The sequence below is a fragment of the Paraglaciecola sp. T6c genome (genome assembly GCF_000014225.1).
GTDB classification, from domain to species: domain Bacteria; phylum Pseudomonadota; class Gammaproteobacteria; order Enterobacterales; family Alteromonadaceae; genus Paraglaciecola; species Paraglaciecola atlantica_A.
In genome coordinates this window covers 4,121,892-4,141,036 of record NC_008228.1, presented here as the reverse complement: position 1 = coordinate 4,141,036, position 19,145 = coordinate 4,121,892, and the positions used below count along the sequence as shown (strand labels likewise).

Sequence of the window (19,145 nt, the reverse complement as noted above, 5' to 3'; positions counted from 1 at the left end):
TTGTTTCTGCTCATAATTATGAGGGGATTCGTTAGAGTGCAACCTTGAAGGCGAAGGATGCTTCTATCGATAGGCTAATTGATCATGATCTTAAGAGCAATAAGCCTGAGCAATCAGCTTATGCAAAACAAATTCGCTTACTGAATAGAAAATATGAGGAAAACGTAGCTCGCTATAGGTATGGAAAAAAAGTTTTTGGTGAATTAAAGTCTGAGATACAAAGAACATTAAAAACTAATCCAGACTTATTTAAAGAGACTGAATTTATAAAAAATCAAACTCTAGTTAAAATATTCTCAGAACAAGAATTAATAAGAGACGCATGATAATTCCTTTCAAATCCGCACTCGAAAACGCCGCTTTCTAAGCGGCGTAGCCGTTGCTTTTTTTCTTTTTCCGCGGACTCAAGTCACCCCGATCATCTCAGATTTAAGTGCGCGCAGCGCATGCTTTGGCTTTCTCACGACTCCAATTTTCCATCTTTTAAATTGACTTGTCAGATGTCCAGACAGGGGTGAGCCCGAGGCTTTTAGGAGCAACGCTCCTATCGTGTGAACCGTGAATTAACAAGACACCCATGATAATTCATTTTAAATCCGCACTCGAAAAAGCCGCTTCTTAGCGGCGTAGCCGTTGCTTTTTTTCTTTTTCAACCGACTCAAGTCACTCAAAGCATCTCAGACTTTTAGTGCGCGCAGCGCATGCTTTGGCTTTTTCACGACTCCTAATTAACAAGACACCCATGTTAATTCATTTTAAATCCGCGCTTGGAAACGCCGCTTTTTAGGCGGCGTAGCCGTTGCATTTGGCGACGCAGTCGCTGTTTTTTCTTTTAAAACCGAATGAAGTCACCCCGAGCATCTCGGATTCTTAGTGTGCGAAGCGCATGTTTTGGCTTTTTCACGACTCCAATTTTCCATCTTTTAAATTGACTGAATTAACAAGACACCCATGATAATTAAACAAGACACCTATGATAATTCATTTTAAATCAGCACTCGAAAAAGCCGCTTTCTTAGCGGCGTAGCCGTTGCTTTTTTCTTTTTCCACCGACTCAAGTCACCCCGAGCATCTTGGATTCTTGGTGCGCGAAGCGAATGCTTTGGCTTTTCCACGACTCCAATTTTCCATCTTTTTAATTGGCTTGTCAGATGTCCAGACATGGGTGAGCCCGAGGCTTTTAGGAGCAACGCTCCTATCGGGTGAACGATTCGCCATGGATGGCGAAGCTGGGTGAGGCACCAGGGACGGGTTTAAACTACGTTTTGAATTATAAGTTTTCGAAGAGCTTAGTTAGAGAAGTGTTTTACAAGGATGTTACCTTTCGCCGTTCTGACATTAAAGTCGATTAAAAATATGGATCAAAAAATTGGCTGGAGATCGGCTTCTTTTGCTTACTTTTCTTAGCTGTTGAAGAAAAGTCAGTTGGACGAAATGGATTTCGTTTGAAAAAAGGCATGGATGCCGAGTGCGAAGCATATAGTGAGCGAAGCGATTGCTTGGTGTGCGTAGCACATGATTAGTGGCCGAAGGCCATAAATAAGCAAAGCGCATGGTGAGCAACGCGATTGCTTGGTGCGCGCAGCGCATGCCCTAGCGAAGCGTAACCTCAGCGTGGGCAGCACATGAATCGTGGCCGAAGGCCACAAATAAGAGCCGGTGTGTCTGAAATTCCTTTGCCTAATACTTAAACGGCTCTGGTTTGACGCCACATAATTAACTACATACAAAAACATCGGCACATGCACTATGTACCGATGTTTATTGTTTCTTTAAAAAGACTTTTAGTGGTTAGACAGTCAGCCATAATCTTCCTTACTGTAAAGACTTATCAAGCATATTGCTAAAAGTAACGTTGCAATTACGCCTGAGCCACCTGCAACGCCTGAGGGAAGAAAGCCATCACGGCTAAAGGTGATCAATATGCCATTAGCAAACATAGCAACCACACCCGCTAACGCTGTAATGCCGCCTATTGCTTTACCGCCTTTAGCGATACTTGCCATACCAAAAACAAGTGCTGCTAAGCCCAATAATACTTTCGCGGCATAGTAAATCATGAAAGACAAAGCCACCACGCCACCAATTAACGGTTGTGCCCCTTCTACGCTACCCGCAACTTTGCCAAATGTTGAAAACAAAGTCAGACCTATACTCACCTGCACAATGTTAATAGCCGCACTAAATGCAATAGCCGACCATCCTAGTTGACAGTTTTTTGCCTGCACCATAGATGCACCGGCAAAAGCAACGAGAACAGTAAATATTAATGCTTCTAGCCCCCATAAAACTTGCCTTGAAAAGCCAACTTCAGCAACATAAAGGGCAGTATAAATAATCTGTGTTATCGCCACCAATAATACTAAAGATGCTGAAATTAGCATGGTGCGTTTGTTCGTAAACTCCATTGTGTACCTCTTATCATTTTAAATTGAACGCCTTCTCATAGCTTTATGTCACTAGATTAGCCTTGTTTTTTTTGATGGCTCACCACAAATGAGTAGCGAATGACCGTATCTTGTTACCCGCCTAATACATAACGTATCGATGCTATTATCAGAGTGCAAATCGCTAACATTGTTAGGTGATCTATACGGGGTAGTTTTTTGAAGCAAGATGCTTCATTTACAATATGAAACCTACGAAATCACAGTGATATACAGAGCTGTTATCGTGATATCACGCCTTAAAAAAGCGCTTTATGTGCGCAGTAGCTTTGCATACATCCAATAGATGAGAACTTCTAAGAAGTAGGTTTTATATTGGAAAACATAAGACAGGTAAAGTTACTCAATTCTTTCACCTTACGAGTTTAAAAGGTGGCGAGTTAACAGGGCCCTCATGTTAAGTCGTTTCAACCCGAGCTCGAAAATGCAGCTATTCTAGTGATACAACCGCTGTTTTTAGTGCGCGAAGCACATGTTTTGGCGACGCAGTCGTTTCTTTTTTTCTTTTTCCACCGACTCAAGTCACCCAAAGCATCTCAGACTTTTAGTGCGCGCAGCGCATGTTTTGGCTTTTTCACGACTCCAATTTTCCATCTTTTTAATTGGCTTGTCAGATGTCCAGACAGGGACGTCTGGACAAGGCGAAGTGTTTTACAAGGATGTTACCTTTCGCCGTTCTGGCATTGAAGACAATTAAAAATATGGATCAAAAAATTGGCTGGAGATCGGCTTCTTTTGCTTACTTTTCTTAGCTGTTGAAGAAAAGTCAGTTGGACGAAATGGATTTCGTTTGAAAAAAGGCATGGATGCCGAGTGCGAAGCATATAGTGAGCAACGCGATTGCTTGGTGCGCGCAGCGCATGCCCTAGCGAAGTGTAACCTCAGTGTGCGCAGCACATGCATCGTGGCCGAAGGCCATAAATAAGCAGAGCGACTTCCTAATGTCTTGCTAATTCCTGATATACCGCCGGATTGTCTTTAATTGTTGCTAGCACCTTTGCTGCTAGTCCTGTTGGGTTACGACGTCTTTTTTCCCAGCTTTTGATGGTATCGACACTCGTGCCCAGTACTGCGGCAAATTCTATTTGAGAAACATTTAGTTGAGCACGAATAGCTTTAACATCTGCAACCTCATAAGAGGTCACACGAGCAGCTTTCCTTTGCCCTTGCTCGATAACAACAGCCTCTTCGAGAGACGCTTTCAATTCATCAAAAACACTCATTTATCTTCCCCTTTTAATAATTTTACAAGGCTCTTTAACTCAGCCTTCTCACTTTGGCTCAAGGAGTCTTTAACGCTCTTGGGATACGCCAAAATTAAGTAGATCTTTTCAACATGAGCCAAAAAGTAAATAACCCTAGCATTGCCACTTTTTCCTCGATTGCCCACAGCCATTCGTATTTTGCGCAGGCCACCAGTATCTCGAATCAAATCGCCTTTTTAGGGTTGGGCAATAAGTTCTACTTGAAGATCTTTAAGTTCATCGTCGGTAGCAATAGCGCTAATCTGCTTGGTAAATATCGAAGTCTCAATAAACTCAATAGCATGACTCACAGGATCCCCCATTGCTAAACCTTAAGTGTACAATGTACACCTTCAGATGAAAACAAACAATATAAAAGCTAAATCAAATGGGGTAATGAAAACTAAGAATTAACAGTACACCCAAGTCAGCGGCGTAACCGATTCTATTGGCGACGCAGTTGCTGCTGTGGTTCACGACTCCAATTTTCCATCTTTTTAATTGGCTTGTCAGATGTCCAGACAGGGGGGAGCCCGAAGCTTTTAGGAGCAACGCTCCTATCGGGTGAACGATTCGCCATGGATGGCGAAGCTGGGTGAGGCACCAGCGACGGGTTTAAACTCCGTTTTGAATTATAAGTTTTCGAAGAGCTTACATAGAGAAGTGCTCTACAGGGACGTTACCTTTCGCCGTTCTGGCGTTGAAGTCGATCAAAAATATGGATCAAAAAATTGGTTGGAAGGCGGCTTCTTTTGCGTACTTTTCTTAGCTGTTGAAGAAAAGTATGTCGGGCCTCATGGATGAGGCTTGAAAAACGTCATGGATGACGGTGAGCGAAGCGATTGCTTAGCACACGCAATGTGTATGCAGCGAAGCTGTACTGTGTGGCCGAAGGCCATAAATAAGCGAAGCGCATGCCTTACTTACCGACTCAAGTCACCCAGAGCATCGAAGACTGACACTGGATTAATGACATGGATGTCATTCAAGTGAAAGCCGCGTCGGGAACGCGTTTTCACGGCCAGTGTTAGGCGAGACGCGCAGGCGACCAACATGGATGTTGGAAGGTAGAGCAACGCAGGGAGCAGTTGCCGAGAAAAGTGACTTGCTGGAGAGCGGCTTCTTTTATGAAATGCGTCCATGCATTTCACCTTGCGCACGCGACGCTTAGGCCATCCTTCGGATGTTCAAATTTATTCCCGATGAATTTGTGCGTACTTTTCTTAGCTGTAGAAGAAAGAGTTACTGGTGCGGCAGGGATGCCGTATCAAAAACGCAATAGATTGCGGTGAGCAACGCGATTGCTTGGTGCGCGCAGTGTGTGAACAGCGAAGCTGTGCTGTGTGGCCGAAGGCCATAAATAAGCAAAGCGCATAGTGAGCAACGCGATTGCTTGGCACACGCAGTGCGTAACGCAGCGAAGCTGTGCTGTGTGGCCGAAGGCCATAATTAAGCGCAGCGTAATCTCAGTGTGCGCAGCACATAAACAAGCGACGCGTTTGCTTAACGCACAGCGTACCGCTGATCCAACTCACTCACCCCTAATCCACTTTTCTTGGTCACTGCCAATTGCGCTACGATGCGCTCTTTCATGGCTTCAACATGACTGATAACCCCAATCATTTTGCCCGAGGCGTGCAGGTTATCCAGTGCATCCAAGGCAATATCCAGTGTTTCACTGTCTAGGGTGCCAAAACCTTCGTCTAAAAACAAAGAGTCGATGCTGGTCTTGTGACTGACCAGTTCTGATAGCGCCAGTGCCAGTGCTAGGCTGACCAAGAAGCTTTCGCCGCCGCTGAGGGTCTTAGTGTCGCGCTGAATATCCCCTTGCCAGGTATCAATCACGCTTAGGGCTAAACTGGCATCGGCTTTGCGCTTGAGTAAATATCGGCCGTGCAAGCGCTCTAGTTGTTTATTGGCCAGGTACATCAAATTATCAAGGGTGAGGCCTTGGGCAAACGTACGAAACTTATCCCCTTTTTGCGAGCCAATTAACGAATGCAGGTAATGAATATGTTCAAATTCATTTCGCTGTAATTCAATTTGGCTAAATAGACTTTGTTGTTCGCTGCTGCGCTGTTTATCGAAATTCAACGCTTGGCTGATTTCACCTTCACGCTTGTTCCCCTTGTGTTGCTCTTCAGTCAGGGCATTTAAGGCTTCAATAACCGCATCGCGCGTTTGTAGTTGCCACTGGGTGGCATTGTTGTGTGCCAACAGCGTTTTGACTTGGGTGTTAGCTTGCTCAAGCAAAGCCTGATATTTTGCTAGGTTGTCATCCAAGGTTTGTTTGAGTGTTTGTAATGTCGCACGGGTGGCTTCATCAAGTAAGGCGGCTTCAAAGGCTTGCTGGTCGGCAAAGGGGCTGGCTAGGAGCTTGGTTTGCCATTCGTTTTGCCGCGTTTTGAGGCGGGTTTGGTTTTGTTGCAACTGGGTTTGGGCGTTTTGTACGTTAGCCAAATGGGTATTGTGTTCCTGCTCTTTTTGGCGCATTTGCTGCTGAGCGTGTTCGTGGCGCGCTTCTAAAGTGCGCAGCGTTTCGCTTAATGTCTCGCGCTCTGTTTTAACCGACTTATCAGCAAACAAGCTAAAGCGTTTAGTACTTAGGCTCTCAAGTTGTGCGCGTAACGTTTGGCGTTGCTGCTCAATAGCGGTTAGCTGACTCTTGGTGTCGCCTGATAGGCTAAGCTGATGTTGCTGGGCGCTGGTGAGTTTGTCTATTTGCACCGTCGCCTCATTGCGCTGATTGTCGTGGTGTTCCCACTGCTTGGCGTCTTGTTCTTTGCTCGTTAGCCATTGAAGCAGATTATCTGCCTCGGGTGGTGTATAGCCGTGTTGCTGAATATGCGTTAACAAGCTTTGGCTCAATGAAGTTAATGTCTCACCGGCCTGTTGTATATCGTTGCTAAGATTTTGCGCACTGTTTTCTAGGTTTTTCGCTGACTGCTGCGCCAGCAATAAGGCTGAGCTGGCACTTTGACTCTGGCTTTGACTGTGTTGCCATTTTTCCTTGCTGACTAACAAAGTGCGAGCTTGCGTTTTTAACTTTTCTATCTGCTTTTGTAACTGCTGAATTTGCTGGTTAAATTGATTTTCAATGGCAATAAGCGAGTCAGCATTATCAATAGTAAGTTGCAGGTTAGTTTGTTGATCAGATAACGGGCTTAGGGCTTGGCACATCTCAGGCCATGTTTGGCTTAATTGTGCTTGTTGGGTACTGAGCCAATCGATACGTTGTCTCAGCTCGGTTTCACCGCGCAGGAAGGCATCTAGTTTTGCGCGTATTTCTTTACCTTGCTCTTCTAACTGAGCCAGTTCGCTTTCCTGTTGTTGTTTTTGCGTAACGGTATCAGGAATATCCACCGCCATTTCAGATGTCAGCGGGTGCTCTTTGGCGCCGCACAAAGGGCAGGGGTGTTCATCTTTTAGGGCTGCGCGAAAGTGAATTAACTGCTCTTCTTGGCTGATAAGTTGGCTAAGCAGTTTCACTTGCTGGCTTTTTGCCAAATACTGACGTTTTATAACTTCTCGTTCATTGCTCAGGTTTTTTTGTTGCGCTAGGTTATCAGCGAGCTGAGTCTGTTTTTCGGTTAGCTCTTGGGTTTGCTGTTGCCATTGTTGCTGAGTGTTTTTTAACGCCAATAGTGACGGCGTTAAGCTTTGTAATGTACTGAGCTGCCGCTCTTGGGGGTCAATCGCGCCATGCTCTTCAAGCTTAGATAAACGCTCGGTTTGTTGCTGAAACTCGTTTTCCAATTCACGGGTTTGTTGATTGATTTTTTCATGTTGCTGCTGGTTAAGCTGAGCGTCTTGCTGGGCTAGGTGTAATTGCCTTTGTTCCTGTTTACACTTTTCAGCCAGTTGCTGATAACTCGTTTGTTCTTTTTTGATTTGTTGCGCTTGCAACTGCCATTGACCTAAATACTGTTTCAGTGCTTCATCAGAGGGACGAGCGGTTAAGTAGTCATTGGCTTGTTTTAACGATTGCTGCTGACTATTAATCCCCGTCTGGGTGTTTTCAACATCTTGCACAAGCTGTGCATGCTTTGTACTCAACTGAGCGTGTTGCGCGTTGGTTTGGGTGAGCTGGTCCTGGTGTTGACGTATTTCGTTATCTAGGGGAATAACCTCTTCGTTGAGCAAGGTTTCTTGTGCGTGGTATGTCGCTTTGATTGCCTGAAATTCATTACTCACTGCCACACTTACGGTTTTACTTTGCGCTAAGCTAGCGTCACTTGTTTGCAGTTGCTGCTGGCTTTGACCCAAGGCCTTTTCGTCGTTAATGCACTGGGCTTGAGCGTCGGTTAATAACTCAAACGGCGCTCGCAGCGCTTCACTCGGGTGGCTGTTGGCCAGTCGTTGTAAGGCCTCTTTTTGCTGCTCTTTTTCGTGTTGAGCTTGGGTCAGCTGCAGTGTGGCTTGCTGTTGTGCACTTTGAGCGGAGTCAAGTTGTTGCCACCAGTTCACATGCTCTTGTTTAGCACTTATGTGTATTTGGCGCTCTTTTTGCTGCCCTTGTAAGTCTTGCTGTTCATCCATTAAGGCTTGCTTTTGATCTTCGCTGAGCAACTGTACCCCTTTGGCTTGGGCTTCAAGCTCGGCTAACTGTTGTTTCGCTTGGCTGTAATGTTGGTGTACGCGTTCAGAGATCAAGCCGTAAATTTCAGTGCCTGTGAGTTCTTCTAATAGCTCGGCGCGCTGCTTTTCATCGGCATTTAAAAACGCCGCAAACTCCCCTTGAGAGAGCATCATGGATTTAGTAAAACGACCAAAATCAAGCCCGGTGATTTGCTCTATCAGCTCTGACTTTTTCTTAATTTGGCTAGCCAGCACTTTTTCTGAGGCAACGTCCCCTAGCTCCACCACCGCCGCTTGCAGCTTACCGTCTGGCTTGCCGTGTGAGCGGCGCATACTCCAAAAGGCGCGATAGGCCATGCCTTTTACTTCAAACTCAACTTCGGCACTGCACTCGGCTGTGCCTCGGGTCATGATCTCGTTGTTATTGGCCGACAGCGCCCCTAAGCGCGGGGTTTCATGGTAGAGCGCTAAGCAGATGGCATCCAGCAAGGTGGTTTTGCCTGCCCCAGTAGGGCCCGTGATAGCGAACACACCGTTATCGGCAAAAGGCGCTTGGCGAAAGTCTATTTTCCATTGGCCTTTTAATGAGTTGAGGTTGCTAAATTGCAGGCTAAGTATCTTCATTATTTAGCCTCCTGATGGCGCACTTCTTCCACTATTTCACTAAAGGTATGGCGAATTTTCGTTAAGCGAGTTTGGTCTTGCTCTCCTTCAAAATGTTCAAGGGCGAGGCGCTTTTCAAACACATCGAAGGGGGTTAGCTCTGCCAGTGTTTCGTTGTTAACTTGGTTTAACCCTTGGCTTGCTTTGGTGCGGGTGCGACGTAATTGCAGCACTTCCACATTGCGCCCCTCGGTCAAGGTTTGAATGCTTTGCTGTAAATCGCTTAAGTAGTCTTGCACGTCAACATGAATGCACAGCCAAGTGGGCTTTACTGAGGTGAGTACTTGCGGTTTGCTGAGATTGTTAGCTTGGCCGTCATCCTCAGTGCGAGTTGCTTCAGTGCTAGTTTTTTCCGTGAGAAGGGGAAACGCTGTCAGTTGCGTTTTTATGCTCTCCAAATCCCCTTTGAGCATGGCCATAGGTTGAAACATCGGAATATCCAACGGGGCGATACTGCGCTGACCTTGCTGGTCAAACGCTACGATCACCACTTGTTTCTGTGATTTAAGCTCGTCAAAACTCAGGGGTATAGGCGAGCCGCTGTAACGGATGTGCTCAGATTTAGCGACCATTTGCGGTCGGTGAATATGGCCAAGAGCAATATAATCCGCTGGGGGGAAACCATCAGCCGCAAAGCCGTCTAATGTGCCGATGTAAATCTCTCGTACGGATTCCGATTGACTTACCCCTAATGCCGTTAAATGCCCAGTGGCAATAATAGGAATATGGACGCTCGTGCTGCTGACGTTGCGAATACCTTGAGCTGCATTGCCATTGCCGTTATCGGCAAGTTGATTACGACGTTCAACGGCAAGCTGAAAAATGCTGGCGTAATGGGCTTTTATGGCGTCGCTTAGGGCAAGCTTTTTGTCTTCGCTGGTTTCACCTGCTCGGCTTTGTAGCACGTCACGAGGGCGAATAAACGGAATAGCGCACAATATAGCGCCGACACGGCCTGTAGCGTCAGTTAGTTCGATAACTTGTTGCTCCACGTTATCCATGGTGTTGGCTATAACATGGGTGTGCAGGCAGGCGAGTAACTGCTTAGATTCATTTAGGGTTGATACAGAATCGTGATTGCCCCCTAATACCACTAAGGTGCAGCTGAGCTTGCTTAGTTCAACCACAAACTGATTGTACATTTGACGGGCATAGCTTGGCGGCGTGCCGGTATCAAAAATATCCCCCGCGACAATAACAGCATTAATTTTTTGTACTTGGAGCACGTTAAGTAACCAGTTTAAAAAGGCTTGATGTTCGTCTTTGCGGCTTTTAGTGAAAAAGTTTTGCCCTAGGTGCCAATCAGAGGTGTGTAGAATTTTGATATGCCAAGTCCTTTGTGTTTTTACGAATGACAAATTGCAGCGCGTCAGATTACTGCAGCAGTTTACTGATACCGCCCACTGATACACAGTGCGGGATAAGCTTTAATATGCGATATCCGATATAAGTGTACTGCATCAGTGCTTAGCTAGGTAGATGTTCACACCAGATGAGTAGGAAAGAGAGCAAGAAAAAAAGCAGGAAAACTTTTCTTTCGCACAGCGCTGCCATTCTGTGAGCGCCGACACGATTGATGACAAGACTGAAAATAAAACCTGTTTACAGCAGGTGTTGATATTTGGCCGACGTTCGGGGTGTTTGATAGCTATTTTACTTCTTTTCAACGACGTTAAGTCTTTGATTCTGATGCTTAGTTTCTCAACATTTTTCTCTAAATTTGTAACCAAGTATGTGGAAGTGCGCCGTGGAGTGATTTTCGTGTTAATAGTGTTGCAGCCTAGGCAACTGGGCAACCACATCACCTGTGATAAAAACAATAATAAATCGTACTTTTGGCCGGACAGAAAGCAATAACAGAAGACGGTGCAGTGTTGATTACTCCACATTGACATTGGGACATGCAACACAATGAAAAAAACACATACCTTCAAAGCCAAAGATCAGTGGTTAAAAGTCGCATTAATGATGAGTGCATCATCTGCAATTTTGAGCGGAGCAAACGCTTACGCTCAGGAGCAAGCGACTGAAGCTGCAGATGATTTAGAAACAATCAGTGTTATCGGTTCACGTCGATTAGGGCGCACGGTTGAAGATAGCCCGGTGCCTATCGACATCATTGGTGCCGATTCACTTAGCACTACTGGGCAAACTGAAACCAATATGATTCTGGGCAACTTGTTGCCAAGTTTTAACTTTCCTCAACCGTCATTGACCGATGGAACCGACCACGTTCGACCTGCACAACTGCGCGGTTTAGCGCCGGATCACACGCTAGTATTGGTAAACGGTAAGCGTCGCCATTCAAACGCGCTGCTTAACCTTAATGGCTCCACCGGGCGTGGTTCGTCAGCGGTCGACTTAAATGCGATCCCTGCTAACGCCATTGAGCGTATCGAAGTATTACGCGATGGCGCAGCAGCGCAATATGGCTCTGATGCGATTGCAGGGGTTATCAACATAGTATTGAAAAGTGCCAGCAGCGGTGGCTCGGCGTCAGTCACGTACGGTGCGAACGTAACGACCATGGATGGTGTGCCTGATTTAAAAGACGTCGGCATTGATGATAACGGCGAGCTTGCCTTTACCGAAGGTGGCGATCGCGAATTAACCGATGGTCAAACCGCTACCATGCGTGCCAACATGGGGTTTGCGCTAGGGGATGACGGTTTCTTTAACCTGTCAGCTGAATTTCGTGATCGCAGCGCCAGTAATCGCTCTGATTATGATCAACGAGAAAACTATTCGCGTTTAGAAGATGGCTCGTTAGATCCCCGCGAACTCACATGGGATCGCTACAATCATAACTTTGGCAATGGCGATGTTGAAGACATGGCGGTGTTTTATAACGCGGGCTTTGAGCTAAACGAGAACGCAGAAATATATTCATTTGGTTCGTACAGCACCCGTGAAGGGGAAGGTGGAGGTTTTTATCGCCGTGCCCAAGACAGCCGCAACATCGAAGCGATTTATCCCGATGGCTTCTTACCTATTATAACCTCTGACATCAATGATTATTCATTTGCCACGGGTGTAAAAGGGTTTATGAGTGATTGGAACTACGACCTCTCTGCCGTATACGGTGAAGATGAGTTTGAGTTCGGCGTGAAAAACAGCTTGAACACCTCTCTAGGGCCAACGAGCCAAACGGTGTTTGATGCTGGTACGCTGATTTACGACCAACTGACCATTAACCTAGACCTTAGCCGCGAAATTGATGTGTCTGGCCTAGCCAGTGGCGTCAACGTGGCGGTAGGTGCTGAATATCGCCGTGAAGGCTACGAAATTGAAGCCGGTGAAGAAGCATCTTATGTTCAAGGTACCTTTGGTGGCTCTGCGGGCTCACAGGTATTTCCTGGCTTTACCCCCGAATCAGCCGGTGACAACAGCCGTCACAACGTCAGTTTATACGTGGATTTAGAAGCCTATATTACGGACAACTGGAATGTGACTGTAGCTGCTCGTTATGAAGATTATTCTGACTTTGGCTCAACGGTAAACGGTAAGTTCGCCACCCGTTACACGCTGACAGAAGAAATAGCTCTGCGGGCGTCAGTGTCCACTGGCTTTAGAGCGCCATCGTTGCAGCAGCAGTATTTCACTTCTATCGCGACGGTATTTGTAGACGGTGAACCAACTGAAACTGGCACGTTTGCACCCAACAGTGATGTGGCAAAAGCGTTAGGCTCACCTGGATTGGATGCAGAAGAGGCGGTGAACTACGGCGCGGGTATTACCTGGTCACCAGATTCAAACTTCAGTGTGTCAGTGGATTACTACAATATCAAAATTGACGATCGTATTGTGTTGTCCAATAACTTGTCCGGTGAGGGAATTGAAACCTTACTAGCAGGTACGGGGGCAAACCGTGCGCGCTTCTTCTTGAATGCCATTGACAGCGAAACATCAGGGGTTGATGTGGTGGCGTCATACAATACTGATATTCAAAACTGGGGTGATGTGGCCTTTAATGCGGGCTTTAACTACAACAAAAATGAAGTGACTGACATCATCGACCCACCTGCGGTACTTGCTGGTGCTGGCGTGGATCAAGGCAACTTGTTCTCGGATGTTGAATTGCGTCGTTTTGAAGTGGGCTCACCAAAAACCAAGCTCAACTTAAGTGCCGTGTGGACCATGGATGAGTGGCACGCAACACTGCGCACAACGCGCTACGGTGAAACGCAAGAGCCATCAAGTGACCCAGCTACCAATGAAGTATTGCCCGAAAAATGGGTCACAGATTTGGACGTTGGTTATGACGTAACAGACAACCTAACGCTAACATTAGGGGCGAACAACTTATTTGATGTTTACCCTGATACTACCCGTGAATTGGTGGAAGATGTGGGTACGTTCTCACGCTTATTCCCTTATTCAGGGTTTTCACCGTTTGGTTTCTCAGGCCGTTTTGTTTACGGTAAGGTATCTGTCACGTTCTAATATTGCGCTGTAGAAGCGACCTTAGCTTGGAAACAAGCACTTAGGGCACGCAATAATGAAGTAGACTATTTGTATCGGGCTCAGTGCAAACTGCGCCCGATTTTTTATGTCATTTAAACGCTTGGCTAAGGTTTTAAAGCGCCGTGTTAAATGCGATTACTCAGGGGTTTCAATACTTAGGTGGTAACCGGAATACTTACGCATGTTGATCACGCGATCCCCATCTAACATCCAGTATTGGCCTTTAATGCCTTGTAGTACGCCACTGAAAGACAGTTCTTTGTCTAGATTGATGGACTTTACTTTTTCTGGATATTGGTCCACTGGGTAATGAATATCAACCGCGGGTAAATCAAGAATATCGATGGCTTGAAAACCATACTCTTCGGTAATTTCGTCTAATTGATCTTCTATTTCGGTGATGAGATCTTCTTTTAATTGCTGTAAATCGGCAGTGTCAGGTTGGCTTTTAAGCATGGTGCGCCAATTGGTTTTATCCGCAATAAACTCTTTCATGGCAGTTTCGACTAAACCACTTGTTAGGCGGTTTTGTACTCTCATGATGGCCATCGCCTGAGTGGCACCTTGGTCGAGCCAGCGACTTGATACTGCATCGCTGACATGACGAGTAATCCCCACTTTAATCGTCCCCGTATTGGCTAGATATACGTAATGATCTGACAGGCAATTTGCTTCGCCCCAGCTAGGTTCACGGCAGGTGCCAGCGTCATAATGGCAAAGTTCAGGCTTAATAATACAGGTGTCGCACTGTGCCAACTTCGTTAGGCAGCGGTAACAGTAGCCTTGATTGAAGCTTTTCTTGGTTTTTGCTTGGCAATGCACGCAGTTGATCTGGTTATCGAAACTGACGTTAAGCGCTTTACCGATCAGCGGGTTCATATCAATGAGTTGCTCGCCTATGGGCAATTGATATTGGGCAAGATGCTCAGCATCGGTGGATACGCGCATTTTGCGAATATTACCTTGGTAAATGGTCATGTTGTTCTGGTCCTGTGTACGAAATTGACGCCGAATAACGGTAGGGCGTTAACAGCTCGCTATTGTGACAGCCTAAAGCCTTGATTGCCAAAGTAACCATAGGGCAAAATGAGGATCTATCTTGATTCACCGTGTTACTTGTAAGCAAGGCGCCCATGCAAACTCAATTATTGACTAGATTACGCGAGTACTTTGACGACCCTAAGCTTGAAAAACGCGAGCTACTGCAAAATTTGTGGAGCGAGTACGGTGAGATTGCCCGTTACGATAGCCCCAAGCTAGGCAAGAGCGTGATTGTGAAGCATGTCGCGCCGCCCTCCAAGGTGCACCATCCTCGAGGGTGGCACAGTGAGGTGGGGCACCAACGTAAAGTGCGCTCCTACCAAGTAGAAGCCGAGTTTTACCAATTTTTCGCTGGGCGTTGCGATGAGACGTGTTATGTACCGCAGTTTATCGGGTTGATCAAATCAACGAACCACCCAGAGACGCAAACCTTGATCATGGAGGACCTGAAAAGTAGTGGTTTTGATTTGGTATATGCACGGGCTACGGAAACGCAAATTAAAACAGTGCTGAGTTGGTTAGCGCATTTTCACGAGCGTTTTATCAACATAGACACATCGACATTGTGGCCCGTTGGTTGTTACTGGTATTTGGCTACTCGCCAAGCTGAGTTTGGCGTAATGCCGCAGGGCGAGCTCAAGTACAATGCCCAGCGTATTGATGAGGCACTGAACAATGCGCGTTTTCAAACACTGTTGCATGGCGATGCAAAACTAGCGAACTTTTGCTTTAGCGCTAGTGAAACCGTTGCCGCAGTGGACTTTCAGTACGTAGGCAGGGGAATAGGCATCAAGGATGTGATGTATTTCTTAGGCAGTTGTTTGACTGACACTGTGCTATTCGAAAAACACGATAGTTATATTGATTATTATTTTGCGCAGTTTAGAGCGGCGATTCTTTCTTCAGATACACAAGGGGTCCAAAAGCGCTGGGTTGAAGAGCTAGAGCAAGAGTGGCGAGGGTTGATACCACTTGTATGGGCTGACTTTCATCGTTTTTTGCTCGGCTGGAGCCCGGAGCATGTGAAAATAAACGAATTTATGCAAGGGCAGACGGCAAAGGCGTTGAATAGGGTACGTGAGCAGCCGCGCTATTCCGCTATATTGGCGTAGCCAAACGGTTTGCTACTTCCAAGTGATAGGGCTTAAGTTTGCTTTTTGCGCTAACAGGCTTACGGAATTGATGATTAAGATTGTACGTTAGGGCTAATCATTACAGTATTGAACATCGTGAATTTACGTTAGTACGTCCAGCTGGGATAGATGACGTTAACATCCGCATTTTTAGCATAGTTACCATGCATACTTGAGACATTTATTTTTTATGAGTCATTCTCTTTTGGTTTCGAACATCCGCCGAGCATTAAAACTAAACTTCATCCCTGCCATGTGTTTACAGTTGATAGCATTAGGCATTGGTTTAAGCTTTTTCTATTGGCCTGCAAGCGAACCTGTGTTTAATTTTTTCGCCGATCTCAAATCGCACTATGGTGTGGTTTACGCTGTGATGTCTACTGCGGTGTTCGGCGGCTTACTGCCTTTTATGTACTTAAGCTTATCCGGTCAAATTCATTTTAAGCCTGTCCGGCAGTTAGCATTTTATTGTTTACTTTGGGCCTTTATGGGTTGGTTAGTAGATGCATTCTATGGTTTGCAAATTACCTTGTTTGGCAATGGTACTGATGCCGTTACCCTGATCCAAAAAATCGCTTTCGACCAGTTTGTGTTTAGTGCGTTGTTCACATGCCCACTGCTGACGCTTTGTTATCAATTCAAAGATGCGCATTTCAATGTACGTCGTACCATGCAGCTATTGGATAAACGACTGTTATTACTCTACTTACCCACTACGATAGTGACGAATTGGTTAGTATGGATACCCTCTGTCTTGCTGATTTATTTGATGCCGCCAGCGTTGCAACTTCCACTGTTTAACTTGGTGCTGTGCTTCTTTGTGTTGGTGCTTGCTATATTGAATAGTGAACCTACTACAACGTAATCTCCTGCTCCTTCTCCAGCATTCCCTTCTCATGTGTCCGATTCAGGTGAGTCTCGCTTATAATTTGGCGCCTTACATAGGGTGATAAATCACTGACATGGGTTTGCCAGTAAAGGCCTAATAAGTACGTTCTTTATTCTCTAGATTAAAGTACAACCACTGTCATATTGAACTCGGTTAATACAGAAGTAATTCGTATCACGTTGACTAATATGGTTTATATGGAAAAGACCATTGTTGTCGCTCGTAACTTTTCTGTACACTGGTTCACCAGTGGTATATTTTTACCATTGTGATGGCCGTGATTTTTTCGTGTAGATTTAAGACTAAAGAACAGTTGTTCAAAAATTGCGCAGTTCAATGTTAGCGTTTATTCTTCATATAAGAGTTCAGGCGCTGTCTTCATGCCCGCACTGTTACTCATAGGCGCGATATTGATTATTAAAGATAGGTAATGCTTATCTACACTAACCAAGAGGCAGTCAATCCAGTACTATGATAGTCCATCAAGAAGCCATAAAAGACGCTGTGTATCAGTTGTTTGACGAGGTAGATGCTCTTTCTGTCCAAGGATACGATGAAGAGCGGAATGTGATTTACTGGAATTTGGGCAGCGAGTTACTTTATGGCTTTAGCGAAGAAGAAGCGTTAGGTAAGAAACTCGAAGATCTGATTTTCCCCGACTTTATGCGTGAACCCGTTATTGCCGCCCACACTGATTGGATCAATAAAGGCATTAAAATTCCTGCTGAAGAACTGACATTGCGCCATAAAAATGGTGGCGATGTTAACGTATTTTCGAGCCATGTTTTGTTCACAAATGAACACAATAAGCACGAAATGTACTGCATTGATATCGATCTCGCCGACGTACGACAAGCCCAAGCGCAAGCAAAATTTAAAGACAACATGCTTGAAGCGGTCTTTGAGGCCACCCCAGATTTGTTCTTCTTGATGGAAGAAGACGGCACCATCATTGATTCTCATGGGGGGGATGACAAATATCTCGGTGCATCACCAAGTGAATGCGTCGGACGCACCATTACAGATTTGTTTCCACGCAAGGTGGCACGCAAGTATACGCTATTTAATAAAAGGGTGATTGAGCAAGAGGGTATTTCTACCTTTGAATATGAACTCACTTTGCCAGACGGTATTCGCTACTTCGAAGCAAGACTGAGCCATGTTAAGGCGTACAACCAAATAGTAGTGATCGTTCGCGATATCACTGAGCAGCATAAGGCGGCTCAAACGATACGCCATCACGCTTATTACGATAGTTTGACCTTGCTGCCGAATCGCTTCTTGTCTCTGGATCGTTTATCGCAAATGCTTAAAGAGGCGCAAAGAAACGAAGAAAAAGCCGCTCTGCTATTTCTAGATCTAGACGACTTTAAGAAAGTGAATGACTCATTAGGCCACGAAGTAGGCGACAAACTCCTAGTTGAGGCGGCTAACAAGCTAACCTTAGCCTTGCGAAAGGCGGACACGGTAGGGCGCTTAGGGGGAGACGAGTTTATCGTGTTGTTACGGGCACTTGCTGATGATAACGATGCAAAGGAGGTGGCCGAAAACCTACTTCGGGTATTCAGAGACCCGTTTCTAATTGATGGTAAGGAGCTGATCCTAACCTTGAGTATTGGCATTGTAACGTATCCTGAAAACGGCAGCAGTGCCTCTGATTTATTGCGCCATGCTGATGCTGCCATGTACCAATCTAAATTATCAGGGCGAAATACGTATTCATTTTTCACAAAAGAAATGAATGCCATTATGTTGCGCCGTTTCGAAATCGAAGGGCAGCTCAATCAAGCGCTTCAGCGTAAAGAATTTGAGGTGTTTTACCAACCCAAATTTAGTGTGCAAAATAGAAACGTAATCGGTGCTGAAGCATTAATTCGTTGGCGTAATCCGATATTGGGTAATGTGCCTCCTGACGAATTTATCCCCATTGCTGAACATACCGGGTTAATTGTGCCCATTGGTAAATATGTTATTGAACAAGCTCTAGAGTTTTTGCGGGAGTGGGCGAGTATTCATAATAAAAACTATACCATTGCGGTCAATTTATCGCCGCGGCAATTTAGGGACAAAGAGCTAATTAACTTTATTTTATCGGCATTGAGCAAAGAGGAAATCTCGCCGCAAAATTTGGAGTTTGAAATAACGGAGGGGGTATTAATGGTTGGTAATGCCTATGTGGAAGAGGCGCTGGAAGAGCTTCACCAGTTAGGTGTGAAATTATCGATGGACGATTTTGGTACAGGGTACTCTTCACTGAGTTATTTGCGTCGCTATTCATTTGATATTTTAAAGATAGACCGCAGCTTTATTGATGGCATCACTGTGAATAAGGAGGACTTTGATTTAGTCAAAGCAACCATCGCAATGGCGCATAGTTTAGACCTAGAGGTCGTCGCTGAAGGAGTTGAAACTCATGAGCAACTTATGTTGCTAGATAAACTCGGCTGCGACTTAGTTCAAGGCTACTATTTTAGTAAACCGGTACCAGCTCAAGCCTTAATCGATTATAGATATCCGGCAAGCTAAACATTCTGGTAGTGAATAACCTAATATGAACGCGGCGTTGGCAGGATATTAGCTGCGCTAAGAGCATTAAATTGACAGCTTCTAGCTCAAATAGAAAGCCCTCTGATGAGGGCTTTTTATTGGAATGGTGGGTTATACCCATCTGCACTGATAACTGAGG

The 19,145-nt window shown here is 45.5% G+C and carries 11 protein-coding genes and 1 pseudogene; 5 read left to right on the top strand and 7 right to left on the bottom strand.

What is annotated here, in order from left to right; all coding sequences use genetic code 11:
- The first annotated feature begins 44 nt into the window (after positions 1–44).
- Positions 45–326, top strand: a complete 282-nt coding sequence (locus PATL_RS17680) for a hypothetical protein (RefSeq protein ID WP_011576181.1) — start codon at positions 45–47, stop codon at positions 324–326.
- A gap of 1,473 nt (positions 327–1,799) precedes the next feature.
- Here PATL_RS17680 and PATL_RS17675 read toward each other — a convergent pair.
- From PATL_RS17675 to sbcD, 6 genes and pseudogenes are all read right to left on the bottom strand, one after another.
- Complete coding sequence (locus PATL_RS17675; protein ID WP_011576180.1) at positions 1,800–2,408, bottom strand: hypothetical protein; 609 nt, start codon at positions 2,406–2,408, stop codon at positions 1,800–1,802.
- Positions 2,409–3,385: 977 nt separating this feature from the next.
- Positions 3,386–3,670 carry a NadS family protein gene (gene nadS / locus PATL_RS17670; RefSeq protein WP_011576179.1) on the bottom strand — a complete coding sequence of 95 codons (285 nt, stop codon included), beginning with the start codon at positions 3,668–3,670 and terminating at the stop codon, positions 3,386–3,388.
- Positions 3,667–3,990, bottom strand: a pseudogene (locus PATL_RS23100) (type II toxin-antitoxin system RelE/ParE family toxin). The gene nadS and the pseudogene PATL_RS23100 overlap by 4 nt, the downstream one beginning before the upstream one ends.
- Before the next feature lie 624 nt (positions 3,991–4,614).
- Positions 4,615–4,833: a hypothetical protein gene (locus PATL_RS22725; protein WP_157043422.1), complete on the bottom strand. Its 219-nt coding sequence runs from the start codon at positions 4,831–4,833 to the stop codon at positions 4,615–4,617.
- Between the two features lie 361 nt (positions 4,834–5,194).
- Positions 5,195–8,893 carry an AAA family ATPase gene (locus PATL_RS17655; protein ID WP_011576178.1) on the bottom strand — a complete coding sequence of 1,233 codons (3,699 nt, stop codon included), beginning with the start codon at positions 8,891–8,893 and terminating at the stop codon, positions 5,195–5,197.
- Positions 8,893–10,257, bottom strand: coding sequence for an exonuclease subunit SbcD (gene sbcD / locus PATL_RS17650; protein ID WP_041714574.1), 1,365 nt, complete (start codon positions 10,255–10,257; stop codon positions 8,893–8,895). The genes PATL_RS17655 and sbcD overlap by 1 nt, the downstream gene beginning before the upstream one ends.
- 586 nt (positions 10,258–10,843) lie before the next feature.
- Here sbcD and PATL_RS17640 point away from each other — a divergent pair.
- Positions 10,844–13,375, top strand: a complete 2,532-nt coding sequence (locus tag PATL_RS17640; RefSeq protein ID WP_011576176.1) for a TonB-dependent receptor plug domain-containing protein — start codon at positions 10,844–10,846, stop codon at positions 13,373–13,375.
- A gap of 156 nt (positions 13,376–13,531) precedes the next feature.
- Here PATL_RS17640 and PATL_RS17635 read toward each other — a convergent pair whose 3' ends face one another.
- Positions 13,532–14,374, bottom strand: a complete 843-nt coding sequence (locus PATL_RS17635) for a DUF2797 domain-containing protein (RefSeq protein WP_011576175.1) — start codon at positions 14,372–14,374, stop codon at positions 13,532–13,534.
- Between the two features lie 155 nt (positions 14,375–14,529).
- On the opposite strand from PATL_RS17635, the gene PATL_RS17630 reads away from it, so the two are divergent.
- From PATL_RS17630 to PATL_RS17620, 3 genes are all read left to right on the top strand, one after another.
- Positions 14,530–15,549, top strand: a complete 1,020-nt coding sequence (locus tag PATL_RS17630) for a phosphotransferase (RefSeq protein ID WP_011576174.1) — start codon at positions 14,530–14,532, stop codon at positions 15,547–15,549.
- A 211-nt stretch (positions 15,550–15,760) separates the two neighbouring features.
- A complete protein-coding gene (locus PATL_RS17625; protein WP_011576173.1) occupies positions 15,761–16,435 on the top strand; it encodes a hypothetical protein in 675 nt (224 codons plus the stop codon).
- Between the two features lie 495 nt (positions 16,436–16,930).
- Positions 16,931–18,985 (top strand): bifunctional diguanylate cyclase/phosphodiesterase, encoded by a 2,055-nt coding sequence (locus PATL_RS17620; RefSeq protein ID WP_011576172.1) that lies wholly within the window; start codon positions 16,931–16,933, stop codon positions 18,983–18,985.
- The last annotated feature ends 160 nt before the right edge of the window (positions 18,986–19,145 follow it).